The 26,293-nt window shown below is 60.0% G+C and carries 22 protein-coding genes; 12 read left to right on the top strand and 10 right to left on the bottom strand.

What is annotated here, in order from left to right; genetic code table 11:
- The 3 genes from J3A65_RS22950 to bcsA form a co-directional block, all read right to left on the bottom strand.
- On the bottom strand, positions 1-588 hold a 588-nt coding region (locus J3A65_RS22950; RefSeq protein ID WP_245341754.1), incomplete at its 3' end, for a glycosyl hydrolase family 8.
- The gene (locus J3A65_RS22945) at positions 585-2,906 is read right to left on the bottom strand and encodes a cellulose biosynthesis cyclic di-GMP-binding regulatory protein BcsB (protein WP_209904148.1); all 2,322 of its coding nucleotides are present in this window, start codon (positions 2,904-2,906) and stop codon (positions 585-587) included. The genes J3A65_RS22945 and J3A65_RS22950, both read right to left, overlap by 4 nt.
- Positions 2,903-5,134, bottom strand: coding sequence for a UDP-forming cellulose synthase catalytic subunit (gene bcsA, locus J3A65_RS22940; RefSeq protein ID WP_209904146.1), 2,232 nt, complete (start codon positions 5,132-5,134; stop codon positions 2,903-2,905). The genes J3A65_RS22945 and bcsA overlap by 4 nt, the downstream gene beginning before the upstream one ends.
- A 483-nt stretch (positions 5,135-5,617) precedes the next feature.
- Here bcsA and J3A65_RS22935 point away from each other — a divergent pair, with 483 nt between their 5' ends.
- On the top strand, positions 5,618-6,517 hold the full coding sequence (locus J3A65_RS22935) for a helix-turn-helix domain-containing protein (RefSeq protein ID WP_209904143.1): 900 nt from the start codon (positions 5,618-5,620) through the stop codon (positions 6,515-6,517).
- 205 nt (positions 6,518-6,722) lie between these two features.
- On the opposite strand, the gene J3A65_RS22930 is transcribed toward J3A65_RS22935, so the two are convergent.
- A complete protein-coding gene (locus J3A65_RS22930) occupies positions 6,723-8,393 on the bottom strand; it encodes a calcium-binding protein (protein ID WP_209904141.1) in 1,671 nt (556 codons plus the stop codon).
- Positions 8,394-8,663: 270 nt separating this feature from the next.
- Between J3A65_RS22930 and J3A65_RS22925 the strand changes: the two genes are divergently transcribed.
- Complete coding sequence (locus J3A65_RS22925; protein WP_209904138.1) at positions 8,664-8,897, top strand: hypothetical protein; 234 nt, start codon at positions 8,664-8,666, stop codon at positions 8,895-8,897.
- Between the two features lie 11 nt (positions 8,898-8,908).
- On the opposite strand, the gene J3A65_RS22920 is transcribed toward J3A65_RS22925, so the two are convergent.
- The gene (locus tag J3A65_RS22920) at positions 8,909-9,913 is read right to left on the bottom strand and encodes a LacI family DNA-binding transcriptional regulator (protein ID WP_209904195.1); all 1,005 of its coding nucleotides are present in this window, start codon (positions 9,911-9,913) and stop codon (positions 8,909-8,911) included.
- Between the two features lie 218 nt (positions 9,914-10,131).
- Here J3A65_RS22920 and J3A65_RS22915 point away from each other — a divergent pair, with 218 nt between their 5' ends.
- The 10 genes from J3A65_RS22915 (at position 10,132) to uxuA (ending at position 20,673) form a co-directional block, all read left to right on the top strand.
- Positions 10,132-10,920: a 6-phosphogluconolactonase gene (locus J3A65_RS22915; protein WP_209904136.1), complete on the top strand. Its 789-nt coding sequence runs from the start codon at positions 10,132-10,134 to the stop codon at positions 10,918-10,920.
- 16 nt (positions 10,921-10,936) lie between these two features.
- Positions 10,937-11,707 (top strand): sugar isomerase domain-containing protein, encoded by a 771-nt coding sequence (locus J3A65_RS22910; RefSeq protein WP_184656096.1) that lies wholly within the window; start codon positions 10,937-10,939, stop codon positions 11,705-11,707.
- Complete coding sequence (locus J3A65_RS22905) at positions 11,707-12,849, top strand: amidohydrolase family protein (protein ID WP_209904134.1); 1,143 nt, start codon at positions 11,707-11,709, stop codon at positions 12,847-12,849. Before J3A65_RS22910 ends, J3A65_RS22905 begins: the two co-directional genes overlap by 1 nt.
- On the top strand, positions 12,846-14,096 hold the full coding sequence (locus J3A65_RS22900; protein ID WP_209904132.1) for a neutral/alkaline non-lysosomal ceramidase N-terminal domain-containing protein: 1,251 nt from the start codon (positions 12,846-12,848) through the stop codon (positions 14,094-14,096). Before J3A65_RS22905 ends, J3A65_RS22900 begins: the two co-directional genes overlap by 4 nt.
- Before the next feature lie 101 nt (positions 14,097-14,197).
- Positions 14,198-15,502, top strand: coding sequence for an extracellular solute-binding protein (locus J3A65_RS22895; protein ID WP_209904130.1), 1,305 nt, complete (start codon positions 14,198-14,200; stop codon positions 15,500-15,502).
- 125 nt (positions 15,503-15,627) lie between these two features.
- The gene (locus tag J3A65_RS22890; protein ID WP_184656092.1) at positions 15,628-16,515 is read left to right on the top strand and encodes a sugar ABC transporter permease; all 888 of its coding nucleotides are present in this window, start codon (positions 15,628-15,630) and stop codon (positions 16,513-16,515) included.
- A complete protein-coding gene (locus J3A65_RS22885) occupies positions 16,512-17,405 on the top strand; it encodes a carbohydrate ABC transporter permease (protein ID WP_184656091.1) in 894 nt (297 codons plus the stop codon). The genes J3A65_RS22890 and J3A65_RS22885 overlap by 4 nt, the downstream gene beginning before the upstream one ends.
- A gap of 5 nt (positions 17,406-17,410) precedes the next feature.
- Positions 17,411-18,628 (top strand): AGE family epimerase/isomerase, encoded by a 1,218-nt coding sequence (locus J3A65_RS22880; protein WP_209904128.1) that lies wholly within the window; start codon positions 17,411-17,413, stop codon positions 18,626-18,628.
- Positions 18,629-18,640: 12 nt separating this feature from the next.
- Positions 18,641-19,708 (top strand): sn-glycerol-3-phosphate ABC transporter ATP-binding protein UgpC, encoded by a 1,068-nt coding sequence (ugpC, locus tag J3A65_RS22875; protein WP_209904125.1) that lies wholly within the window; start codon positions 18,641-18,643, stop codon positions 19,706-19,708.
- Between the two features lie 44 nt (positions 19,709-19,752).
- Entirely contained in the window at positions 19,753-20,673 is a 921-nt protein-coding gene (gene uxuA, locus J3A65_RS22870) for a mannonate dehydratase (protein WP_348635256.1), read from the top strand.
- Between the two features lie 583 nt (positions 20,674-21,256).
- Here the strand turns inward: uxuA and J3A65_RS23535 are convergent.
- From J3A65_RS23535 to J3A65_RS22850, 5 genes are all read right to left on the bottom strand, one after another.
- Complete coding sequence (locus J3A65_RS23535) at positions 21,257-21,388, bottom strand: hypothetical protein (protein ID WP_281064472.1); 132 nt, start codon at positions 21,386-21,388, stop codon at positions 21,257-21,259.
- A gap of 119 nt (positions 21,389-21,507) precedes the next feature.
- Positions 21,508-22,497, bottom strand: coding sequence for an MDR family oxidoreductase (locus J3A65_RS22865; RefSeq protein ID WP_209904123.1), 990 nt, complete (start codon positions 22,495-22,497; stop codon positions 21,508-21,510).
- 70 nt (positions 22,498-22,567) lie between these two features.
- Entirely contained in the window at positions 22,568-24,427 is a 1,860-nt protein-coding gene (locus tag J3A65_RS22860) for an ABC transporter ATP-binding protein (protein WP_209904192.1), read from the bottom strand.
- A gap of 18 nt (positions 24,428-24,445) precedes the next feature.
- Positions 24,446-25,330 (bottom strand): ABC transporter permease, encoded by an 885-nt coding sequence (locus J3A65_RS22855; RefSeq protein ID WP_209904121.1) that lies wholly within the window; start codon positions 25,328-25,330, stop codon positions 24,446-24,448.
- A 1-nt stretch (position 25,331) separates the two neighbouring features.
- A complete protein-coding gene (locus tag J3A65_RS22850) occupies positions 25,332-26,267 on the bottom strand; it encodes an ABC transporter permease (RefSeq protein ID WP_209904119.1) in 936 nt (311 codons plus the stop codon).
- Positions 26,268-26,293 lie beyond the last annotated feature (26 nt).

The raw sequence follows: 26,293 nt of genomic DNA, 5'->3' as shown, positions 1-26,293 counted from the left end.
CCAGTAGGACAGATTGACGACCGGACCGTCTGGTTGCTCGCCAGCTTTAAAGCCGTAAATTGCCGGCATCAGCACCTTGCCGAACGCTGTCTCGGCCGTCGCCAGCTTGGAAATGGTCTGAGCCATTTGCAGCGCGACCTTGCTGTAATCTGACTGCTTCCATTTCTGCGAAGCCCTCAGTAGGGCCCAGGCGACTAAGAGGTCTCCGTCGGACGCGTTGTTCGTGTCTTTGACATGCGGGTTCTCCCTGGCATCCCATCGCCATGCCATGAGTCCGTCGTCACGTATCATGAGATTGACGCGGGTCCAGTTCCACATGAGATCGAAGGCACGTTTGTCATTCGCGAGCACCGCCATCAGCATGCCATAGCCCTGGCCTTCGCTATGGCTGATGTCACCGGCCTTGTTGTCGATGATGCGGCCGTCCGGCGTCATGAACTTGTGCTGATAGAGCAACCATGCACCCGCAGCGAGATCCGCTGCAGGGCTCTCGATATCGGCGCCTACCTGTGCTTTTGCGGTCTCCGCTTCCCCGAACATGAGGGCAAGCACCGCAAGGAGGGCACCTTTCGTCTTTGGAAATATCATGGCTTCCGGCGTCCTTTGCGAAGGACAACGAAGGTTGACATGCCAAGCAACACTGCGGCGGCGATCTGGGAAATCGTGAACTGCAATGAGTTGTTGGCAAACCAGCCCGCGACGATAAGGCGACCGTTCTTGAGCGACAGCGGCTTGGTCTCATAAAGCTCTTGATGGAGAGCTTCCTTGCGCTCGATCTGTTTGCCAGTCCGCTCGAAGGCCTGAACCGTGCCGCCGATGCCGCTCCAGACATGCGGCTGGCTGATGGCGTTGACGCTTTCCTGCAGCACCAATTCGTCACGTCCAACAATGACCGTCCAGGGCGAGAGGTCACCCGCCATCCGCTGGGTGACAAGCAGATCGGTATTGCCCGGGATCTGGTAGCTCTGGTCAGCAGCAAGGACCTGCGGGTTGGGAACGAGGTTCAGAATTTCGGCCTGCGTGCGAAGGCGCTCAAAGGCAGCAATGCCCAGACCCTCCGCCCACTTTATGTAAGCTGCGACCTTGGTCTGCGGATCTGCAGACTTGGTTGAATCTGGCTGGTCGGTGCCGAAGGCCAGGCTTGCTGTCGACTGCGCTGCCGGCAGCTTGGATGCGGCCGAGGATGCCATGTCCAGCGATGGACTGAGATCAACCATCATATCGGATTGAGAGTGACGGCCGATGCCGGCAAACGTGCCGAGCGCCAGCAACGCACTGTCACGCTGCGAAGGCCATTGGTTGGTCGTGGCAACCGGCGTGACATGGCTTGAAAGATAAGCCGTGCGGGCGAGAAGAGTTGCAGCCGCTCCGAGCGAAGCCGGACGCAGATTCTCAACGAAAAGCGGCAGAGGCTCTTTATCACTTGCACCAGCCTTGAAGTCGCCGGCCATGGCGACTGCCAGATCCGGAGAATGTCCGACCTGTGCAAACACTGGCATGTCGAGCGAACTATCCGCCTTGACGTGAAGGCGCGGCGTCGAGGAGGTCAACGTCTGGGCGTCACAGGCTGCATCGGCAGAAGCGGTCAAGTCCGCTTCGAGACGGATTGTATTTCTGCCGGGGCGCAATTTGTTCAGCGGAATCGGGAGATGTTGACTGGTGATGCGACCCGTCCGTCCGTCCCCAAGATGGACGCTCGCGACCGTCTCGTCATTTGCGCGTACGATCAGCTTGGCATTCGGGGAAAGCCCGGCAGCGTAGTCGGCACTGAGATTGAGCGTCGCAGCGCCATAGTCGCCGGGATAAAAATCGGCCGGCAGGTTGAAGGACACGGACTGATCATAGTGTCGGCCGAGAAAGGGCCTTGAGATAAATCCCAGCGCTGATAGCGCCGTGCGGCTGGCCGGCTCGAGAAGACGACCGCGCCGGTTCTCGATGGCCCGCCGTCCCTGGCTCGTGCCATCCAGATAATGGTCGCGACCATCCACTTCGAAACGGGCGATGATCTGGTCGAGATCTTCTTCCGTTCTTGCTGTCGCGATCAACTGGGCTTTGCCGGTGTCCGGATCGGTTTTTACGTGAACGCCTTCGCTAAGCTCGCCGGCATTGCTTCCGAGAGCCTGACGGACCAGGCCGAAGGTGCCGACCAGCATCTCGATGCCAGGGGTCGATTCGGGTTGCTCAACCATGGAGATTGCCGGTCGGTCGAGCTGACCCGCAATTGCCAGAGCCTGCACCATGGCCATGGTGCGATCGATATCATTGGTCGTGCCGGTCTTCGGCAAGATCATGCGAATGGCTGTTCGACCGTTGACATTGCCAAAGGTCAGCAGCGACGAGAGGTCGCTGCTGCCGTCACCCGTGCGCCGCGAGAATGACACACCGCTATTGGTGGGATTGATCTGCGTCCAGAGCTCATAGGTTGCATCCAGTGAGCAGTCGACCCGATGGAACTGGTCCGCAAGCATCACCAGCGAATTATATCCAGGTTGCAACCGCCCCTTGGGAATTTCAATTTCCACCTGCCGCGGCGCGCCGGAAACGAGTGGAATGGTGCCAAGATCCTGATCGTTGATGAACAGCCGCAACGTCGAACGCTCGGGCGCGACCGAAATCGCCGATTGGATATCAAGAACGATCTTCGCGCTGCCGGTCATTTCCGACGGGAGGACCAGAAAGGCAAACTCGCGATTGACGGTTTCGCCTCCCATGAACAGGTCGTTCCGATCCGCCATCAGCCGACGCATCTGCCGGGTGTCTTCGGGCGTCCGTTTGGCGGGAGCCTCGGGCTTTGCTTTTGGTGCAAGGATGAAGCCTGTGTCGCTGGCGGCGGCCGAGGTCGTGGCTGCCAAGCCGAGGAACAGCAAAGCGGATGTCGTTAGGAAACCTGCCTTGTGGAGGGTCATTCTGCGAACTCCTTGTGATGTGCAGGTGCGGCGGCAATGGCGAGCGGCTGCTTGGCGATCTGCTTTCGCTCTTCCGACCGCTCTTTCGGCGCAGGGCTGAGGGCGACGGACAGGGCGGAAATCGGGCAGGTGATCGCCCAGCGGACGAGACGTATGCTTCCTGAGATCAGCCCCTTCCTCTTGCGCCGTACTTCCCGCTCTGCACGAACGACCTTCATGTCCTTCAGCATCAGTTCCGCGATGATCGGAAAGTGATGGGCTTCGGGCTCGAACCGCAACTCAAGCGCATGATCGTCGGACGTCGACGAGGACGCGATATGAATGGGCATGCTCGTGATCAAGATGTTCGAGGAAGGATTGAGAAGATGCAGCCGGCCATACTCGCCCTTGCGGAGTTGGCGGGTCGTCCTTTCGGCCGGTATCAGCCTGGCCTGACGGGCCGATGCGGTGACGATCGCGCCCTTCAGAATGGTTTCGCCAAATTCCAGCTCGACATTGGCCCGAACCGGCAGTTCGACACCGACGTCATTATTGCCGCGTTCGGTCACGACACCCAGAGCAGCGCCTGCGATGGCGAGGTTGAGCACGTTCCAGATGCCGGCAACGAGGAGAAGGTTCGCGATTTCAGGTTCGGTATTGTAGCGATAGGCTGCCACGAAGAGCGTGACCAGAAGCAAGACGAAGATGCCGACGAAGGGAAGCGCGAGTTCCGAAATGCGGTCATGCTTCTGTGATGCGCCCTTAGCGGTGACGTTGAATGTCGGGCTACGCGGGCTCAGAATAACGGCGACAATAGCCCGGATCAGAAAGACGCTCTGCACATATTCGTAGAGGTCGGAGACCCAGGGCCAGCGCACATTTCCGTAGAGATAGCCGCGCACCAGTTCGCAGACGATGATGTACATCACCGTATAGCCGATGAAATCGTCCAGCGATGCGACGAAAATCTTCATATTGAACAGAATGAAGAGCATTGGAGCGATCAGGAACGTCGCGCGGATGAACGGGAAGAACCAGTACATCGAGCTTGACAAGTAGCTGAGCCGCTGCGGCAGGCTGAGACCACGCTTGAACATCGGGTTCTTCAAGATCAGGATCTGGATCATCCCCTGGCACCAGCGCGAGCGCTGACCGATAAAACCGGCGAATGTCTCGGGCTGAAGGCCCGTGATCAAAGGCTTGTCGACGTAGATGCTGTTCCAGCCGCGCGAATGGAGTTCGAGAGCAGTTTCGCAATCCTCGGTGATGGTAATGCCCGAGAAGCCGTTAACCTCTTCCAGTGCCTCGCGACGAAGCACGGCAGCAGAGCCGCAGAAATACGAGGCATTCCAGCGGTCCAGGCCCTTCTGGATCTTGCAGTAGAACATCTCGTTTTCGGACGGCATGCGTCCGAACGTTGCCAGATTGCGCTCGATCGGGTCCGGATTGGAGAAGAAATGCGGGGTCTGCACGAGAAACAACTTGGGATCGGTGGAAAAATGACCAACCGTGTGGCGCAGGAAACTGCGTTCGGGTGCGTGGTCGGCGTCAAACACGACGATCAGCTCGCCCTTGGTGCGCCAGAGGGCCGCATTCAGATTGCCCGCCTTGGCATGGGAGTTCTCGGTGCGGGTCAGGTAGACGACCCCAAGATCGCTACAGAGGCTCATCAGTTCCTCAGCCCGTGCCTTGGCCCGGGATGAAACGACCACGTCGTCGCTGAATCGCTTCTGGTCGGTACCGCCGTCGTCGAGCAGATAAACCGTGAACTTGTCGGCCGGATAGTCGATCGCCTTTGCAGCAGACAAGGTCAGAGCCAGGATTTCGCTGTCCTCGTTATAGCTCGGTACGAAGACATCGACCGTCGGGCAGTTTTCCGGATCGAACTCCGCCGCTTCCGGCTGCTCGACGGGATCGGCTATGACGAACAGGCCGATTGCGAGCATCACGATGCAGTACATTTCCACGACGTAGACAATCACACCTGGGATAAACGAATAGAGGTCATCGATGGGTGGAATTGTACTTGTCGTGCGCCAGTAAGCATATTGCAGGATGACAATACTCGACAGTGCCAGGAAGACGTGGCGCCATACCCCGTCGAGCCTAAAAAGCATGATCACCGCCAGTATACCGATGACGATCAGCGAAACGCCGAGCCGGGTTCCGTGACCTACAGGTTGTGCAACAAGCAACAACATCAGGACGGCTACGCTTAACCAAAATCCGTATGTAAATAACCTGACCATGTCCTTGCACTCCTACGTTACTTCATCAGTAGCGGGCGCGTACATTGGCCGTGCACAAAAGCACAACATGACCCAACCCGCAGCCATGCTGACATCGTTAGGAAACTATTAACCCGACTGGGAAGTAGCGGCGCCCGATTATTGCGCAGATGGCCGAATCGCAGCGCAGTTTGTCTTAAAACATGCGCGGCGACGGAAGATATTGACTCGATGTCAATTACTAAATATGTGGTCTGAACAGATTATTCTGAGAATAATATTTCGTTAATCAGTAAAAATTTAACTTATTATCCCTGTTTGACCCACAATGTAACATATTTTTGGTTTTATAGTTTTCCACTACACGTTGTGGTTAATATTTAGGCGCTTCGATTGTTATCCTAAGGCATAAGGGTGGAAATCTATATGGTGCGATGTGTCGGTGTACTTTTACGGGACAGAGTCTTACTTCAAGAGGTTGCGGACCTGGCGAGGTGTTTCGATATGGCAAACCTCTTGGCAGAGGGTGAAATCTATAGGCTGATAAGCTTTTCACTCTCGGCAACCGATGTGTTCACCTTCGCAACATGGTTGAGCTGCACCCCGGCGCATGGGATTGACGATCTCCCCCAGGAGGTCGGCGCCGTCCTCATTCCACCAGCAGACCGCAACTCCCGTCCGGCAACCGATGCTGGCTATGCGAAGTTGTTCGAGTCCCGCCCCGATCTTCAACGGGTCCTGGCATGGGGCAATGGTGTGGTGCTGGCGGCAGCCTGTGGCCTTGCTGACGGAGGCAAGGTCGCATGCGAAGCCGCAGACGTTCCAAAGGTTATGATGCTAGGCGACAGCATAGGCATAGAGCCTTTTGCGGATAGCTGTCACTCCGGCTCGCTGTCGACCTGGGCAGCATCAATTCAAGCACGCAACGTCGTTCTTACGCTCGCCGAGGAGGATTTTGGGACGGCATTCGCGCAGGAACTGGCCCGGCGGCTGGGCGTGATCGAGCGAATGGAAAGACATGTCACCCCGACGCCGGCCACGCGCCGCAAGACGCCAGTTGATAGAGTTCAGGAATGGGTTCAGGACAACCCTCATGAGGATCTCAGCGTCGGCGCTCTGGCGAAAATGGTGTCAATGACGGAAAGAAGCCTTTCCCGCACCTTCAAGGACAAGACGGGCCAGACGATTGGAAACTACATTCTCGGCATCCGCCTTAATCATGCCTGCAACCTTCTGACCACCACCGACCGCAAGATCAAGGAAGTTGCACGGCTGAGCGGTCTCGGGAGCCAAGCCAACATGCGGCAAGTCTTCATGGCGAAGCTGGGGACGTCGCCAAGTAACTACAGGATATGCCGGACCGACGAAATAAAATCGTCCAATCCGGATCACACCCTAAACTAGGCCTACAAGCCGTTCCATCTCTATAGGACGACATGCCGCAGTGGTGCATCTGCATGGGCAAATATGGAGCAAAAGTCGCGACAGCAGGTTGCCAACAGGAAAGTCGGCTTCCGACATGCTGGAACGACAGACCCTTCAAGCCATCGGGGCATATCAGCGGCTAGTCACATAACCTGGCTGCGCCCCGAGCGCGCGCCGTCACCGCTTAGAACAGAAAATCGCCGGCATCGAGGGCCGCGATCTTCACATTCTGCAACAGGATGCTGTCGCCATTCAGACCATCGATGTAAACGTCGTGGCCGGCCTGTTTCATATGGTGCTGGACGAGGTCCTTGTAGTCGGTGATGCTGCCAAGCCCGGTGACGTCGAGAACGTCGTGCTTCGAACCGGTCGCGGCAAAATCGGTGATCGTGTCCTTGCCGTCCCTGGTTGCAAAGACAAACTGGTCAGCGCCCGCGCCGCCGGTCAGGATATCGGCGCCACCATGGCCCCAGATGATATCGTTTCCTGCCTTGCCGTCGATGACGTTCTTGCCGCCATTGCCGTGAAGCTGGTTGGCCAGCCCATTGCCAGCGGCGTTGATGGCCGAAGTTCCGGCCAGCGTCAGATTCTCGAGATTGTCGCCCAGCGAGAACGACACAGCCGACTTCACGAGGTCGGTGCCGCCGCCGGCACTTTCGGAAAGCTTGATCTTCGCGTCGCTGATCACATAGACGTCGTTGCCGTTGCCGCCATAGATCGTGCCGTTGACCTTGCCGCCGGTGCCGTCGAAATAGTCGTTGCCATTGCCCAGCTTGATGTCGCCGGTGATGGTGCCCTTGTTGAAGAGCGTGTCAGCGCTGTTGCCGCCCAGGAACGCGGTGCCCGCCGATTTGATCAGGCCGCTGTTTTGCAGCGCCGCTTTGCTTGTACCTGAAAAATCGATTGTCGCCAGAGAGGCCTGCATGCCGGTGATCGTGCCGTAATTGGTCACGGTTTCATCGGTTCCAGCCACCTTGATGCCGCCTCCGGCGGTCATGGTCTTGTTGTTGGTGATGATCGTATCGTCGGCCGAGACGGCGATCGCATAGCCGGAGGCCTTGATCAGGCCGTTATTGGTGATCTTGCCGTCATCGCCGGTGAGCGTGATGGCGTTCTTCAAAGCGTTGATCTCGCCGCTATTGGTGATGATCGCCATAGCGCCGGTCGCCATGATCGCGCCGCCCTTGGTCGAGATAACGGCGCCGTCATTGGTGATGACAGCATGGGCTCCCGACGATGCGATGGTTGTCCCGGTGCCGGACGCGGTGCCGTGATTGGTCAAGACCGCCGATTTGCCGCTGGATACGATCGCCGAACCCTTGTCGGAGCGTAGGTCGCCATTGTTGGTGAGAATGGCCGAAGCGCCGCGCAGTTGCACCCCATCCTGCGCCGCATGCATGGTGCCGTGATTGATGATTTCCGCTTTGCTGCCGGACCCGGCGATGCCGATACCGGCAGAGGATTCGATCAGGCCGGTATTCACGAGTGTCGTGGCTGTTCCAGCAATGGAGATCGCGGTCAATCGTGCCGCCACCGTGCCGTCATTGATGAGCTCCAGTCCGCCGCTGTCGATCTTCAAGCCATAGCTCTGGCCTTTGACCACGCCGGACGCGCTGACCACGAACTGGCTTTGGCTGTCGGTCACCGCGGTTGTGCCGAACTGGAAGGCGTAGCTGGAGGCGGAAAGCACCGTGCCGTTGATGTAGAAGTCGCGATTCGTCGCCGTGCCGGTTGCCACAATCGCGGTCGCGGCTGCGCTTAGCGTCACCCCCTTGTTGAGGATAAACTCGCTGCCGGTTTCAAAGACCGTCACCGGCGCGGTGCGGCTGCTGCTGATCACGATCTTTTTGGTCATCTGCCCATCATGTGCAGTGTCATCGGGTTTGTTTCGCTGTCTGACCGTCACCGGGTAAGGAAGCGTGGCTGCTGTACGGCGTTTCCGCTGTTATGGTCGATTAAAAGGAAGGCCGCAATGGCCATATTGATTGAGGGTGCCAAGCTCTGTCGCCGCGGGGCTCACCGACATCCTAATGGCTGTCACGAGATCGTCTCATATGCTCGGTGAAATTGCGGCGACCTGAGCCTCTGGCTAGTCGCCAGCCGGCATGGCTCGATTGCCAACATCATGGCCTCGATGGAGGCCCTCGATCTGATGGAGCAGCAGTTCGTTGCCGCCGCACAGAACGATTTCGTTGCCAGGATCGCTACCGGCCAGCTCGGTACGGACCAGAAACGCAAAAAGCAAATATTTGGAATCGTCGAATTTACAAGTAGATCTGGTTGCGGGGGCCTGATGGCACCGAGGCTTGTAATTTCGGCCGCCGTGATGGTTTGGACCAATGATCCGGTAAGGCTCTGACGACTTCACCGTCAAGGCGCGCGGTACCCGAGCGCCATCGTCGTTTCCCTCATCACCAGATGGGTCTGCAGAACGTAGCGCGCATCACGTATCCCGTTGGACTGGAGCATTTCGATGAGCAGCGACACAGCGACCCGGCCGGCCTCGACCGAGCGGTTCGAGACCGAGGTGAGCGCCGGATAGGTCACCGCACCCAGGACGTCGTCACAGCCAATCAGGCTGAAATCTCTCGGAACGGAGACCTTCTTTTCGGCAAGCCCAGCCAGCACGCCTTGCGCCGTGAGATCATCGAAGGCAACAGCTGCTGTGGCGCCTGTTGCAAGGATGGCGCTCACGGCATTGCGGCCGGAGGTGTAGCTTGCAAGCACGGCCGGCACCGTCTCGATGTCCACCTTGAGTCCGGACGCCGCACTGCGGATTGCGGTCCGGCGTTGCTTGTTTGACCATGAATTTGCTGGGCCACTCACATAGACGATCTTGCGGTGACCAAGCTCGGCCAGATGTTCGACGGCCTGCCGCACACCCGAGCTGCTGTCGATCAGCACGCGCGGGATTCCGTCCACATCGCGGTTGATCAGAACCAGTGGCAGTTGCGCGGCATGGGCCCGGATGCGCTCATCGGAAAGACGCGATGAGACCAGCACGATGCCCTCGACCTGGCCGGCAAAACGCCCCACCAGCTTGTCCTCCTGCTTCGGATTCTCCTCCGTATTACCGAGAAAGATGCAGAAGTCCGAACGGTCGGCCTCCAGCTGGCCGGCCTGGATCAGCGGCGGAAAGAATGGGTTGGCGATGTCGGGAACGATCAGACCGATATTGCCGTGCCGGCCGGTGCTGAGTGCACGCGCCGTGTGGTTCGGCACATAGCCCAGTGTCTCGGCGACCTTCATAATCCGGTCAACGGTTTCAGGCGACAGCATGTCGGGCCTGTTGAAAGCGCGCGAGACGCTGGAACGCGCCACTCCGGCTGCATCCGCAACCTGGCTGATGGTGACGCCCTTCGCCCGCTTGATCATGGTCACTGGATACTTTCCGCTCTTGAAGCCGATTACCACGAAGTTCGCGGCCTCATCAATCGACGAGCCGGACACTGCCAGTCATCCACTTGACATGCAACCGGTTGCATGAAAGTCTTCGATAAACAAGAACAGGGGAACGGCAAGGATGCGGCCGAGCTAATAGCGCCGCACGGCCAGTTCCGTATGGGCAGAACCTGCCGTGGAATGGAGACCGCATGAGCCTTACCACCCCGCTTCGTCCTTTGCCGAAAACGCGGCGAACCTTCGACCAGCTGGCGGTCGAAAGCTTTGCAACGCGGGCGCAGATGGGCGCGGCCGCAGCGGCTGATATTGCGGCAGCCCTTGCAGAGCGCCTCGCATCGCAGCCGACAGTCCGCATGGTCTTTGCGGCAGCCCCCAGCCAGGGCGACATGCTGGCGGCTCTTGCCACTGTTCCCGGACTTGACTGGAATCGGGTGACGGCCTTCCATATGGACGAATATATCGGCCTCGATCCGGCCTCACCGGCGCGGTTCGCCAACTGGCTCGATGCGCACGTCTTCAACCGGCTGCCCTTTGCCGCCGTCCACCGCATTACGCCGGAACCGAATGCGGAAGCGGAAGTCGCCCGTTACGCTACGCTGATGAACGAGGCACCGATCGACATCGTCTGCCTCGGCATCGGCGTCAACGGCCATATTGCCTTCAACGATCCGCCGGTCGCCGATTTCGAAGATCCGCTCGACGTCAAAGTTGTCGTACTGGATGATATCTGCCGCCAGCAGCAGGTGGATGACGACTGTTTCCCGGATTTCGCATCGGTCCCGCATCAGGCCGTGACGCTGACCGTGCCGCGCCTGGTGCGCGCCGAACGTCTGTTTTGCGTCGTGCCCGGCTCGATCAAGCGCGAAGCGGTGGCAAGGACGCTTTATGGTCCGATCGCCACGGAATGCCCGGCCAGCATCCTGCGCAACCACCCGGCCTGCACGCTTTATATCGACAAGGACTCCGACCCCGATGCCTGATCGCCCGGCCACTGACATGACGACAATCGACGCAGATGTGCTTTGTGAAGGCTATCTCGCATCCACCCACGCCCTTATGCGCAAGGTCATGGACGAGGAAAAAGTGCCACTGGACGAGGCTGCGTCTAAGCTCGCCGATCAGATTGCCGCCGACCGGCTGATCCATATCTACGGGCCGGGCGGTCATTCCAATCTCGCTGCACAGGAAGTCTTTTTCCGCGCTGGCGGGCTGATGCATGTCAGCGCCATTCTCGACGAGGGCACGCTGCTCTCGAATGGCGCCCTGCGCTCCATGGCGATCGAACGCACGCCGGGTTACGGCAAGGTGGTGATCGCCAACCAGCGCCTCAGAGATACAGACCTACTGATCCTCGTGAATGCCTATGGCATCAATGCTGCGTTGATTGATGCGGCACTCGAAGCCAGGAAGCGTGGCGCCTTCCTGATTGGCATAAGTTCACGGCAGCATGCGGCCGATACATCGCCGGGCCATCCGGCACGCCATCCAACGAAACAGAACCTGCACGACGTTGTCGACATTGCCATCGATTGCAAGGTTCCGATCGGCGATGCCGTCGTCTCAGTGCCAGGAATGGGAGAAAACATCGCTGCGATCTCGACCTTCGCCAACGCCTTCACGCTCAACTGCCTCGTCATCCGCACCGTCGCGAAACTTGTCCAACGGGGCATTGAACCGCCCGTCTGGCGCAGCGGCAACGCGCCTGGTGGCGACGAGGCGAACGGCCGTTTCATCGACAACTTTCAGGGACGGGTGAAGGCACTCTGATGGCGATCGTCGACGGTATCGATCCCCGCACCGGCAAGGGCATCTTGGTCGAGATCGCCGATGGGACGATTTCCGCCATACGCCCAACGGAAAAGACCGCCACCGCTTACCTGTCCGCAGGCCTTGTCGATCTGCAGGTCAACGGTTTCCGTGGTCTCGATCTCAATGCCGGCGCGGTCACTTCGAGCCTCCTGCTGTCGCTCTGCAAGGAACTGCTAAGCGTCGGCGTGACCACCTGGTTGCCCACTTTAATCACCGCCTCCGAAGCATCCATCACCCAGGCACTGGAAGCGATAGCGGCAAGCCGCGCCGGCCATCAGCTGATCGCGGATATGGTTCCTGGCGTGCATGTCGAAGGCCCGTCGATTTCCGACAGGGACGGTCCGCGCGGCGCCCATCCGCTGGCACATGTCCGGCCACCATCGATCGCAGAATTCGACCGCTGGCAGAGGGTATCAGGCGGCCTTGTGTCGATGGTCACGCTGGCACCCGAGCACGACGGCACCCTCGACTACATCCGGGCCTTGACCGCACGCGGCGTGATCGTCGCTCTTGGCCACACTGCGGCGACCCCCGAGCAGATTCACGCGGCTGCTGAGGCGGGCGCCACACTCTCGACTCATCTCGGCAACGGAGCTGCCGCAACCCTGCCACGTCACCCGAATTTTATCTGGGCGCAGCTTGCCGACGACAGGCTCACGGCAAGCTTTATCGCCGACGGCTGGCATCTGCCGGCCGATACATTTAAAGCGATGCTGCGCGCCAAGGGAATGGATCGGGCAATCCTCGTTTCCGACATGGTGGCACTCGCCGGCATGCCGCCCGGACTTTACCGGCAGCCGGTTGGTGGTGATGTCGAGGTCTCGCCGGAAGGCCGTATCGGCGTTGCCGGGACGCCCTATCTTGCCGGCGCAAGCCTGCCGCTGTCCGCGAATGTGGCCATGGCTGCCGAAATGGCCGGTATTCCGCTTGCCGATGCACTTCTGCTTGCAACGGCAAACCCCGGCCGTCTCGTCAGGGGGCGTGGTCGCCTGGAAGTCGGAGCGCGTGCCGATCTCATCCGTTTCGGCTGGCCCCAAGGCAATCGCAACATCAATGTGCGCGAGACATGGGTGCATGGCGAAAAGGTCTTCGGCAGATGATAGAAGCCGGGGCGGCCATCATCGATATCACGCCGACATGCGGGCTTCCGATGTCCGGCTTTGCCGCCCGCAACCAGCCGGCCGAAGGCGCCCATGACGCATTGACGGCACGCGCCGTGGTAATCGGCGATACGGCAGTCGTGGTAGCGGATGTCATCGGCATCGACGCGGCGATAAGCGCACGGATCCGCGAACGTTGCGTGCTGGAGTGCGACAACATCGTCGTTGCTGCGCTCCACACGCATGGCGGTCCAGCTTCCATGACCGGCAGCCTGGGTGTTGCCACCGATACCGCCTATCTCGAGCGTCTCGAAGATGCATGCATCGCCGCCATCGACGCGGCTGCGGCAGCGCGACGACCGGCGACCATCACCTTTGGGCTGGGTAACGACCCGGGGATTGCTCGCAACAGGCGCCGTCCGGGCGGACCCGTGGACGCGTCCCTGACCCTCCTTCGCATTTGCGGCACCGACGGCGCCATGATCGCCCTGGTGACGGCCTATGCATGTCATCCGGTAGTGCTGGGCGCTGATAACCGTCTCTGGACCGCCGATTATCCGCATTTCGTCCGGCAGGCGTTGGAGGAGACGCATCCCGGCGCGGTGGCGCTGTTCATGACAGGCTGTGCAGGTGACGCCAATACCGGTCATTCCGCACATGCCTCGATCACGCTCTCGGCCAATCCCGAGCGCAGCTACGCAACGGCGGAACGGATCGGACTCAAGATCGCGGAGGCGGCGCTGTCTGCCCCGCAGACCCCGATGTCGCCACACGCCGTTGCACGCAACGACCATGTGGTGCTTGAGTTTCAGCGCCGGGAGACCGAAGCACCCGACGTGCTCGAGACAAGCTGGCGGAAAGAGGCGGTCACCGCAGACCCGGCGCGCAAAAGCCTGCTCGGCTCCTGGGCCGCCTGGGCACGAAGCGTCGCGCCGACTGTGCCCTCTCCGCTTTCCGCGCGGGTCACGGTGCTGGACTGGGGCGGACTGCTACTAGTTGCACTGCCCGGGGAAATCTTCGCCGAAACCGCGCTGTCGATCCGCACCGCAATCGGACCCGGCAAACCCGCCTTTGTCATAGGTTTTGCCGATGACAATCCGGGCTATATCCCGCCGGCTGGCGAGTTCGAATTCGGCGGCTACGAGGTGGATGAAGCACACCGGTATTACGGATTGCCGATGACCTTCGCGCCGGGATCGGCCGAAGCACTTGCCGCATGCGCAATCTCGCTCTCGCCTGGACGCTGAAGAGATCGATGCCGAGGTGAAGCCTAGTATTGGCTATCTGATGCTTGACACGCAACCGGTTGCATGACAGCTTTTTGGCAATAACATAAGGGAACTGGGAAATGAAAAACGCATATAGCAAGCTCAAGATTTCCACCCGCGCGCTCGCCATGAGCACGGCTCTCGCCGTAACATTTCTGTCCGGCATCACGGTCGCCTCTGCCGAGACCCTTACAGTCTGGAGCGGCTACCCCGAGATGGCGCCGTTTTACCAGCATGTCGCGGATGGCATGAAAGCCGCCCACCCCGACCTTGAGGTCAAGGTCGAGGCAATCGCGCTGCGTGAACATGAAAAACGCGTCGCGCTCGGCCTGACCGGCGGCGGCCAGGACGGCGTAACCGTCATCGAGCTTTCCGGATCGACTGCGACCCGCTACCTCGAAAACGATCTCCTGCCCGAAGCTCCGTCCGACATATCGACCTTCGTCAAGGATCCGAAGAACTTCGGCACGTTCTTCTCCGACATCGCAAGCAGCAACGGCAAGGTTTATGGCGTGCCTCTGTTCCGCGGCCAGGGTTCGCTTTTCTACAACACCGACATGTTCAAGGCTGCCGGCCTCACCACGCCGCCCAAGACCATGGAAGAATTCACAGAATACGCCAAGAAGCTGACCCAGCGGGATGCCTCCGGCAAGGCGACAGTGTCGGGCTGGAGCCTGCGCCTTTCGGGCGGTGGGCAGGGTATCGCGGAAAAGTTCTGGACCAACCTGCATCAGTTCGGCGGCGCGATCCTGGTGCCGGCCGACGAGGGCAAATGGAAGACCGACTTCGCCAACGAGGCCGGCCGAAAGGCGCTGAAGCAGTATCTCGATCTCGTCTTTACGCAGAAGTCCGTAACGCCGGAAATGCCAGCCGATGCCGACGCCTTCGAGCGCGGCCAGACTGCCATGTTCATCCGCGAATCCTGGGTGATCGGCGACATCGCCAAGAAGGCTCCTGGCCTCAAATATGCAACAGCACCGCTACCGACAGGCTCGATCGCGTTGCCGACAAACCTCTATGTCGCCGGTGAAGACGGCAAGGTCGGCTGGGAATTCGCCAAGGCCGCCAACTCGCCAGAAAACCTCGTCTGGCTGCTGCAGAATGTCGGCTGGCTGCCGAACCGGGCTGGCATCGACTACACGTCGGTGACAGCGAAACAGCCGGCCTTCACGGCTTTCGTCGATTATCCGACGAGCTACAAGTTCTTCACCCTGCCGTCGATCGGTCCGATCGAGGAAGTTCTCACCCGCGTCGCGGCCCAGCTTGTCGTCGCATTCGCCGACGCGTCCATGGCCACTGATGACGCCAAGATCGATGCCTTCCTGAAGAAAACCAGCGACGAGGTGAACACCATCCTCGATCGCGAGGGACTGCTGACAAAATAGCGCGGTCGGTCTGAGGCTCGCCTGATCGCCTGTGATCGGCCGAACCATTATGAAAATCAAAGTCCGGCCTCCAGAGAGGCCGGACTCGCCCCGCTCCGAACTCATACGATCTACGGGCCGAACGCATGCTGAAGCGCAAGAGATTCTTCTTTGCGATCCTCGCGATCCTACCGACACTGGCGATCTTCGCCTATGTGCGGCTTTATCCGATCGCGGACACTTTGAGGCTGAGCCTCTTCCAGTGGAACATCCTTTCAAAGAACAAGCCCTTCATCGGACTCGCGAATTTCCGCGAACTGATGGGCGACCACCTGTTTCTCGACGCGCTCGTCAACACCACGATCATCGCTTTCGGCGTGCTGGTCCTGACGATTCCCATGGCGATGATTATCGCAGCAATGCTCTTTCACCGGACGCGTTCGAGAATGGCGGGTTTCTACGAGACCGCAGTTTTCATCCCGCATGTCGTTTCGCTCGTGCCGGCGGCGATGGCCTGGAAATGGATATTCGACGCCCGGCTCGGGCCACTGAACGCGCTCCTCGATTTCATCGGTATTCCGATGCAGAACTGGCTTTTCGATCCGGTGCTGTCGGTTATCTGCATCATCGTCCTCTGCTCCTGGCAGGCGCTCGGTTATGCTGTGCTGATCTATCTCGTCGGCTTCAAGAACCTGCCGGTTTCGCTGTATGAGGCGGCCAAGCTCGACGGCGCCTCCGGTCCGCAGAGCTTCTGGCACCTATCGATCCCGATGCTGAAGCCGATCACGCTCTACGTCTCGGTCGTTACGCTCGTCTCCGGCTTCAATGTCTACGCGCAGGCTTTCGTACTTGCGTCGGATGCGCAGGGCGCGCCGGGACGGCAGGTCCGCGTGCTCGTCCTCGACATGCTGGAAAACAGTTTCCGCAATTACCGCGTCGGGTATGCCGCGTCGGAGGCAGTCGTACTTCTGGTCATCGTGCTGGGACTGACGCTGATCCAGTTTTCCATGCTGCGGGAAAGGGGCAAGTCATGACCTTCCAGACCATGCGCCACACCGAGCAGACTGCTGAGGAACTGGCCGAAGGCGGACGCCTGCGCCGAAAAAAGAAGCTGACCAATCTGGCGATCGACATCTTTCTCCTGAGCGTTTCGGTTCTGATGCTGCTGCCGCTCGTCTTTCTTGTCGCGAACGCCTTCAAGACGCCGGCAGAAATGCTCGCTTGGCCACCAACCATTGTTCCGGGCGACCCGACGCTCGACAACTTCAAGGCGGTTCTTTCGGAAACGCCACTGCTTCGCTGGATCGGCAACAGCATCGCATTCGCGGTCATGTCGACCATCGCCATCGTCGCCACGTCAGCGATTGCCGGTTACGTTTTCGGGAAATTCCGCTTCGCCACGATGAACGTGCTCTTTGCATTGTTTCTCGCGACGGCGATCGTGCCGTTCGAAGTCTACATGATCCCGCTCTATTTCCAGGCCAAAAGCCTCGGCATCCTGAATTCTGTCTGGGGTCTCCTGCTCGGTTATCTGGTGATGAGCTTCGGCATCTTCCTGATCCGGCAGAACGTCATTCATTCCATTCCCGATGAGTTGCTGGAAGCCGCACGCATTGACGGCGCCGGAGAGTTCTGGATCTTCTTTCGCATCGTTCTGCCGCTCCTGCGCGGCGCTCTCGGAGCGCTTGCGGTGCTCGCGTTCTTCCAGGCATGGACCGCCTTCGCGTGGCCGATGATCGTCACCACAACCCGATCAAGCTATACGATCGAGGTCGGGCTGGCCCTGTTCCAGACCGGCTTCACCGTCGATCTTGGCCGGCTGAGCGCTGCGTCCGCGACCGTCCTCATTCCGTCGATCCTGCTGTTCGTCATCCTGCGCCGCAATTTCGTGCAGGGCGTCGCCAGCACCGGTCTGAAGGAATGACGGGGATGGAGTTTTTCGAAGAGGCCCGCAGGACCTATGCCGCAGCCAACGCCGGCACGCTCTACTGGATGCTACAACGACCGGCGCTTGGCAACGGTTTCCTGAATACCAAGCAGAACAGCCTGACATTGCAGGACTACGGTTTGGACGATGGCGCTCGAGGGCCGGCTTACACCTATGGCTGGATCCAGGGACGGGGTCTCGAAGCCCTCGTCACTCACGCAGATTTCTTCACTCGGGAACTGCCGCCTCTAGCCGGGAAACTCGATACTGCCGGCCGACATCTCTATGAGGCGATTGCCAGCATGCAGAAGCAGAGCGGTCATGCCTATTTCTGCTACGACCAGAGTATGAATGCGGTCTATGCCGATGCATCCGGCGTAGTTCACGCCCAGGAAAAACCTGAGCTGATATACTCCTATTCGGATGCCTTCGTTGCCAAGGGCCTGGTGGCAGCCGCAAGCCGCTACGCCCTGCCTTATCTGGGCGATCACCTTGCCTATTTCGATCGGGTCGTTGCCTCCATCGAGGCCCAGCACTTCCAGATCGACGAGCGCCGGCCGCTCTCCACTGACAGCATCGCCAACCAGCCGGACGATTTTGGTCCGCGCATGATCCTGCTGGGCGCCGCCGGCATGCTGAAGCGCCTCGGCCACGCTGCGCATCTTGGCTATGCAGACCGCTTTATCGCCCACATCCTCGACCAGCACTTTAACGCCCAATCCGGACTGCTGCGCAATGTGCCGGGCGGAGATGCGTGCAATCCCGGTCACGGTATCGAGTTCGTCGGCTTCGCCATGGACCATCTCGGCGATGACGCCGATCCGGGATTGGTCGCCAGTCTCGAACGTATTCTCCTGTCGTCCTTCGAGAAGGGTTTCGTCGGACCGGGCATTGCACTCACCGTATCCGTTGAGACCGGCGAGCCGCAGAGCTCCTATTGTCCCTGGTGGTCGCTGCCGGAGGCGATCCGATCCGCTGCACTTGTCCACCGACGCACAGGCAGCGCCCAGAGCCTGGCCCTCTGGAAGACTGCGCACGCGGCTTTCTTCAGGCATTACTGGCGTGGCACGCCGCCAATCGCCTACCAGACGATGACCATGGACGGCCCGGTGGATTTCGTGCCCGCCACACCGGATCTCGATCCGGCCTACCACACCGGACTGAGCCTGCTCGCAGCCATTCGCGTTGCTGACCAGTTCACGCCCGCTACACTCGTATAGTCAGGATAGATCATGGCTTCCGTTGAGATCCAAAACGTCCGCAAGGCCTACGGAGATTTCGAAATCATCAAGGGCGTCTCGGTGGAAGTGCCGGACGGCGCCTTCGTCGTGTTGGTCGGTCCCTCGGGATGCGGCAAGTCCACGCTGTTGCGGATGATCGCCGGCCTCGAGGAGATCACCAGCGGCACGATGCGCATTGATGGCCGGATCATCAACGACGTCGAGCCCAAGAGCCGAGACATCGCTATGGTTTTCCAGAATTATGCGCTTTACCCGCACATGACGATTGCCGAAAACATGGGCTTTTCGCTCCGGCTCGCCAAGAAATCCAAGGATGAGATTGCCCAGCGGGTCGTGGATGCAGCGCGCATCCTGGGGCTTTCCGACTATCTCGAACGCTATCCGAAACAGCTGTCGGGCGGGCAGCGCCAGCGCGTCGCCATGGGTCGCGCCATTGTGCGTGATCCAAAGGTCTTCCTGTTCGACGAACCGCTTTCCAACCTTGATGCCAAGCTGCGCGTGCAGATGCGTGCCGAACTGAAAGACATCCACGCCCGGCTGAAAACCACGACAGTCTACGTCACCCACGACCAGATCGAGGCAATGACGATGGCCGATCGGATCGTTGTGATGAAGGACGGCCTGGTCGAACAGGTCGGCGCCCCGCTCGATCTCTACGACAGGCCGGCCAATATGTTCGTTGCAAGCTTCATCGGCTCGCCCTCGATGAATTTTCTGAACGTGCGCGTTGGCGCCGACCGCCGCTGTGTGGTCACCGAGCACGGCATCCAACTGCCACTGGCAGCCGAGGTGACGGCCTCACCCGAGACGGTGGTGACTTACGGGATCCGGCCCGAGCATCTGTTCGTCACGACGGCAGACGACGGCATTTTGATGACCGTGATCAATGTCGAACCAACCGGAGCCGAGACCTTCGTTCAGGGGACGGTGGACGGACAGAAAATATCGGCCCAGCTGCGCGAGCGCGTCATCATCAAGGTCGGCGATGTGCTTCATCTCAGCTTCAAGCCGGGCAATGGCCACCTCTTTGATACCGATACCGGTATTCGCATCGGCTGAGCACAGATGATTGGGACAGAAGTGGCTACAAATGAAGCCGAACGATCACCGTAGCACATCTTTCATCAATCCACGCATACGGGGTTGTATGCTACAATTTCATGGCGATCACGGATTGGACACGCACCGATCTCGACTATCGGATGCCGCATGGTGGCACAGCCCTGCGTTTCGACATCGTCGAATTCTGCGCCTACGACGTCTTCATCCTGAAGCGGCCAGGCGCCGAGACCGACCATCCGGCCGACCGCATCACCAAAGCCGGGGCGCGGCTTGCTGCCATGAGCGAGAGCGATCTCGCAAGGCTGGAGCGCAACCTAATCGAATGGGTGCCGGCTCGCGAATTCGTTTATGACCGCCAGAGCCTCAACCGCATGCTAGATGTCTATGGCGAGCTTTCGACCGAGGGATTTCGTGCCAATCTTGTTGAGTTTTTGGCGGAGATCGTTCCGGTTGCCGAAGAGGCCGGCGTGAAGATGGCAATTCACCCAGATGACCCGCCCTTCCCTCTTTTCGGCCTGCCGCGCGTGGTCTGCAAGGCCTCGGATGTGCGGGCCCTCCTTCGAGCCGTGCCCTCGCCGTCCAACGGGATCACGCTCTGCACCGGATCCTACGGCGCCAATCCGGAAAACGACCTGGTATCGATGGCGCGGGAATTCGCGGCAGACATCCATTTCGCTCATCTGCGCAACGTCACGAAGGAAGGCGACGGATCCTTCCACGAGGCCGAGCACCTGGAAGGTGATACTGACATGATCCGCGTGGTAGACGCGCTGATGGCAGAAGAGCGTCGCCGCCTCGCTGAGGATCACGAGATCCCGATGAGGCCGGACCACGGACACGCGATCGTCGACGACGCTGGCAAGAGCGTGAACCCCGGCTATTCCTGCATCGGTCGGCTGAAGGGTCTCGCCGAACTGCGCGGCGTGATGCGCACCATCGACGCACTCGGGGGCCCATCATGAAAAACGGCGATTACCTCTGGGCTGCCTATCACTGTGAATGGAGATGACGCCCTGAATGCTCAAGCATTTATCAGTAGCATCATCGATGCCGGAAGGCGGAGACCTAAAGTATAGATCCAGGCTATAGATGGGGGGCATAGGAGACGCGTAGCCAGTTGAATCGTCAAAGAACCCTGCACTGCACGTCTCGCGTCGCTATTCAAACAGTCGGAGCAGCAAAGCGTCTTTGGTTACATAAGACTTGTTCGTAGGGAGCGGGTCTACGCACTGTTGATGATGGGCGACGTCGATGTTTCAGAAGCCAGCGTCATCGCCGGTTACACGAGCCCGCCAACTTCTTGACGGCTTTCAAGCCAAGATTCGGGTTTGCGCGCAGGCACATAGGCATCAAAAGCCAGGCCATGGACTGTTAGGCTCTTGAAGGGATCCGAACCAATGGCACGTTCACTGGATGAACTAAGCCGCAGAAAAGGTTGCGTAACGCCGATGTATGGAACATCCGGAACTGTTCGGCATGCGACGATGGCGGCCGACGTTCCCGTTCAGGCCGAGGTGCATTATCTCAAGTCACTGTCGTGGGAACTCAATCTACGGTGGTGATGATCAACCATGACATCGGCGTCATCGCGACGAAAACCAGCTGCTGCGCCATGATGTACGGTGGCAAAATTCGTCGAACAATGTGCTGCATTCGTCTGCGGTCGATACCGCCCATGCCGTCCCTTTTTGTTTGCATGCAACAAGGCCAGGCCGGCCAAGGACCCTGGGGCCGACCCTTGTGCCAAAGTCGGCGGCATGTTGATCAGCGATTGTCAGTCACATGCAGGAGGTGCTTCACGCAACCGGAACTATGATGCGCCCACGCACCTGTCCGGCTATGATCCGGCGGGCTGCCTCGGGCAATCCGTCAAGCCCCACTTCCTCGACAAGGTCTTCGTAAGCACCGATATCGAAGGACTGGGAAATGCGCAACCAGGCGGCCACACGCGCCGCATAGGGCTGCATTACGCTGTCGATGCCGCTCAACGTCACGCCTCGCAGGATGAAAGGCAAGACATTCGTTTCAAGTTGAATCCCTCCTGCATTGCCGACTGCGGCAACGGCTCCGCCGTATTTCACCTGCCTCAGGGCTTTCCCAAGGATCCGGTAACCGACAGTGTCGATCACCGCCGCCCAGCGGGCAGACTCCAGCGGCTTGTCCGGCTCGGCGAGAAACGCGTCGCGCGGCAGGACCGCCGTACTGCCCAGTGACGTGAGCCTTTCGGCATGTTCCGGCCGCCCCGACAGCGCCGTCGCCCTGTACCCCAGACGCGCCAGAAGCGAGATGGCGATGGAGCCAACCCCGCCCGCGGCACCCGTCACCAGCACCTCGCCAGCGTCGGGGTGAAGGCCGAGCTTCTCAAGCCGGTCGATGGCCAGCATGGCCGTCAGACCTGCCGTCCCGATAATCATGACGTCGCGGGTCGAAAGTCCTTCGGGGAGTGGCACCAGCCAGTCGCCATCGACGCGCGCCCGCTGGCTGTATCCGCCCCAATGTGTTTCGCCCACCCGCCAGCCTGTCAGTACAACCCTGTCGCCGGGCGTGTAGCGCGTGTCCTGGCTGTCTCGCACGACACCAGCAAAGTCGATGCCGGCGACGTGCGGGTAGGTGCGCACAAGACCGCCCGCGCCGGTAAGGCACAGACCATCCTTGTAGTTAAGCCCTGCCCACTCGACGTCGACGATGACAGTGCCTTCCGGAAGCCGGGCATCGTCCAGCGTCTCTACTGCCGAGGTCACCTTGCCGTCTTCGCCGCGATGGGTCACGAGCGCCTGATAGTTCATCACACCTCTCCTTCGATCATTGTCGGATGCAGCGCTCCTCACGCTATTGCATGTCTCATCGGAACAGCCGCTAGACCCTCCAGTTGTCGTCCCAGAGCTGCACCATGTGCCCAGGCGATATTTCCCGATACTCCCGCAACGGCGGTTCATAATCCACCGGGCGAACAGGGCTCTTGATCTCGTCGCTGTTGACCGGTCGCAGCTGTTTGCGGCGCGCCGGATCGGGTATCGGAACGGCAGCCATCAGGCGCCTTGTGTAAGGATGCTGCGGGTTGCCGAAAACGGCAGCAACCGGTCCCTTCTCGACGATCTCACCCAGGTACATCACCGCCACCTGATGGCTGATCCGTTCGACGACCGCCATATCATGGGAGATGAACAGGTAGGAGAGACCGAACTGCTCCTGCAGGTCCATCATCAGATTGACCACCTGCGCCTTGATCGTCACGTCGAGGGCCGAGACGCATTCGTCGGCGACGATGATTTTTGGCTCGAGCGACAGCGCCCTGGCGATGCAGATGCGCTGCCTCTGGCCCCCGGAGAACTGCGAGGGGTATCGGCTTGCCATCTCGGCGCTCAGCCCCACCCGTTCCAGAAGATCCATGGACTTGTCGCGCGCCTGTGCTCTGGTGCCGAGCTTATGGGTCAGGAACGGCTCCGCGATGGCGTCACCCACCTTGATACGCGGGTTGAGGCTGGCGTAAGGATCCTGGAAAATCATCTGGATGTGCCGGCGCATGTCGCGCAGGCGGTTTTTGTCCAGTGACTTGATGTCGGCCCCCTCGATGCTAACCTCGCCGCTCTGCGGTTCGATCAATCGCATGATCGCGCGGCCCGTTGTCGATTTCCCGCAACCGGATTCCCCGACCAGCGACAGGGTCTCGCCGGCCCTGATGTCGAAGCTGACGTTCTCGACGGCATGCACCCGCCCCGATGGCTTGGACAGGAAGCCATTCGAGATATCGAACCGTTTGACGAGGTCCTTGACCCGCAGCACCGGCTCACCCTCGCGGCGAACCGTGTCAGGCCGTTCCTTCCGGACAACCAGCGTTCCCGTGGCGCGGTCGAGAATGGGGAAATGCTGAGGGCCGTTTTCGCTGCCTTGCCCCAGCTTTGGCACGGCCGCAATCAGGGCTCGGGTATAGGGGCTTTTGGCCCTTTCAAAGATCACCTCCGTATTGTCGGACTCCACAGCTCGACCGTCCAGCATCACCACCGTGCGGTCGGCGACTTCGGCCACCACGCCCATGTCGTGTGTGATGAAGAGAACGCCCATGCTCTCTTCCTTCTGCAACTGCTTGATCAACTGGAGGATCTGCGCCTGGATCGTGACGTCGAGCGCGGTCGTAGGTTCGTCGGCGATCAGGAGCTTCGGCTTGCACGCCAGCGCGATGGCGATCATCACTCGTTGACGCATGCCGCCCGAAAGAACCAGAGGAAGATCCTTCATGCGCGAGGCCGCCGCAGGAATGCGGACCCGGTCGAGAAGGCGCACCGCCTCCTTCATGGCCGCCTGTCCGTCATACTCGCCATGAATGGTCAGGGCTTCGGCAATCTGCTGCCCGACGGTCTGCAGCGGATTGAGGCTCGTCATCGCTTCCTGGAAGATCATCCCGATCTGGCGCCCACGGACCATGCGCATGTCGGCGGGGCTGAGGTCCAGCAGCTCGCGCCCGGCCAGCTTTACCGAGCCTTCGACCCGGCTCATCTCAGGATCGAGCAGGCGCATGATGGAGAGGGCCGTCACCGATTTGCCGGAGCCCGATTCCCCCACCACAGCCAGCGTCTCCTCTGCCCCGATGCTGAAGTCGATGCCCTTGACGATCTGCACCCATCCCCGTGGCGTGAGGAACGAGGTCTTCAGGTCGCGCACCGCCAAGACCGGTTCGGGCTCAGGCGCGGAGACGATCGGTTGCGCAAGACTGCTCATGGCTGTCATCCCGTCCTCCTAGCGTGCTGTCGATGGGTCGAGTGCGTCGCGGATTGCGTCGCCGACCAGATTGAAGGAGAGCACCACCAGCGTGATGGCGATGCCGGCGCCGATGATCGGCCAGGGCGAACCGAACACGCTGTTCAGCCCATCCCGGATGATGTTGCCCCAGCTCGGATCGGGTGCGCGGGTGCCGATGCCCAGAAAGCTCAGCGAGGCTTCGATGCGGATGGCGGAGGCGACCCATAGCGTCATCAGTGCCACGATGGGCGCCATGATATTCGGGATGACGTGTCGGATGATGATGGCAGGCGTCCGCACACCGACGGCAATAGCCGCTTCGACATAGGGTTCCTGCTTCACCGACATCGTCTGTGCCCGGGCCACACGGGCAAAGCCGGGAATGAAGGCCACCGTGATGACCGCAATGATGTTCCAGAACCCGCCTCCAAGAACGGCGGCAATCAGGATGGCCAGCAGCAGTTCGGGAAAGGCCAGCAACAGGTCGATGAGCCGCGAGATGATCCGATCGGCAATGCCGCCGAAATATCCCGCGATCACCCCCAGCATCGTACCGAAGAAAGCCGCCAGAACTGGAGAGATAAAGCCGAACAGCAGCGAGTTGCGAGAGCCGTAGATCAGCCGGCTTAACACGTCGCGCCCGAACTGGTCGGTGCCGAGCCAGTTCACTTGGCTGGGTAACTTGTTGATCTTGATGATCGACTGGGCCAGCGGATCATAGGGCGCAAGCCAGGGCGCCAGGATCGCCACCACGACGAAAATCACGATCATGACGCTGGCGAGGGCCGTCTCGGGCCGACCGAAGAGGATCTTCCGCGCCTTTGCGAAGGTGCCGGGCTCTACGGGCGCGCTGTTGTGCATTTCTTGTGTGATGACAGACATCTTAATTCACCCGTACGCGTGGATCGATGACGACGTAGACGAGGTCCATCATGAGATTGATGATCACCACGAAACCGGCAAACACCAGCACTCCGCCCTGGATCAGGGCGTAATCACGCTGGGCGATGGCATCGATGAGAAGCCGGCCGATGCCCGGCCGGTTGAACACCAGCTCGACCGCCACAGACCCGGAAAGGGTCGACAGGAGGCTGAGACCAAGGCCGGTGGAGATCGGCAGGAGTGCGTTTCGCAAGCCGTGCCGGTAAATGACCCTGCTTTCCTTTGCACCCTTGGCGCGGGCGGTGCGCACATACTCCTTGCCGAGAACCTCAAGCAGGCTTGTCCGTGTGAGACGGCCGAGAAAGGCAGCTTTGACGAAGGCAAGGGTGAGGGCGGGAAGGAAAAGGTGATGCAGCCGGCTCATTACGTCGGTTCCGGCGCCACTGATGGGAAACCAGCCAAGATTGAGGGAGAAGGTGATGAGCAAAATCGCCCCGAGGAAGAAATCGGGAATGGCGTAACCGATCAGCGAGAAGATACGGACACCGGTGTCCGGACCCTTGTTGCGGTTGGTGCCGGCAAGCACACCGAGCGGAATGCCTGCGACGATGCCCATAAGCATGGCCGCAACGGTCAGCTCGATCGTGTAAGGAAGGTTCTTCGCGATCAGCGTGAGCACCGGCGAGTTGGTCAGCAGCGAGCGCCCGAAATCAAGGGTCAGCACGCCGCCCAGGAATTGCAGATACTGCTGCCACAGCGGCACATTGAGGCCCATGCGTTCGCGAAATTCGGCCAGTTGCTCGGGCAGAGCGGAATCGCCAAGCGCCGCCAGGGCCGGATCGCCTGGCAGGATGCGCATCGCGATGAAGACGAGCGTCAGCACCAACCAAAGCGTCGGTATTGCGTCAGCCACTCGAAGAAGGATGTAGCGGGCCATGCAGATCACCAGGTTGGGGACCTTCG

Origin of the sequence: Rhizobium sp. PvP014 (assembly GCF_017876855.1) — a bacterium.
GTDB classification, from domain to species: Bacteria; Pseudomonadota; Alphaproteobacteria; order Rhizobiales; family Rhizobiaceae; genus Neorhizobium; species Neorhizobium soli.
The sequence above is the reverse complement of the archived record's forward strand: the minus strand, read 5'-3'. Positions and strand labels throughout refer to the sequence as shown.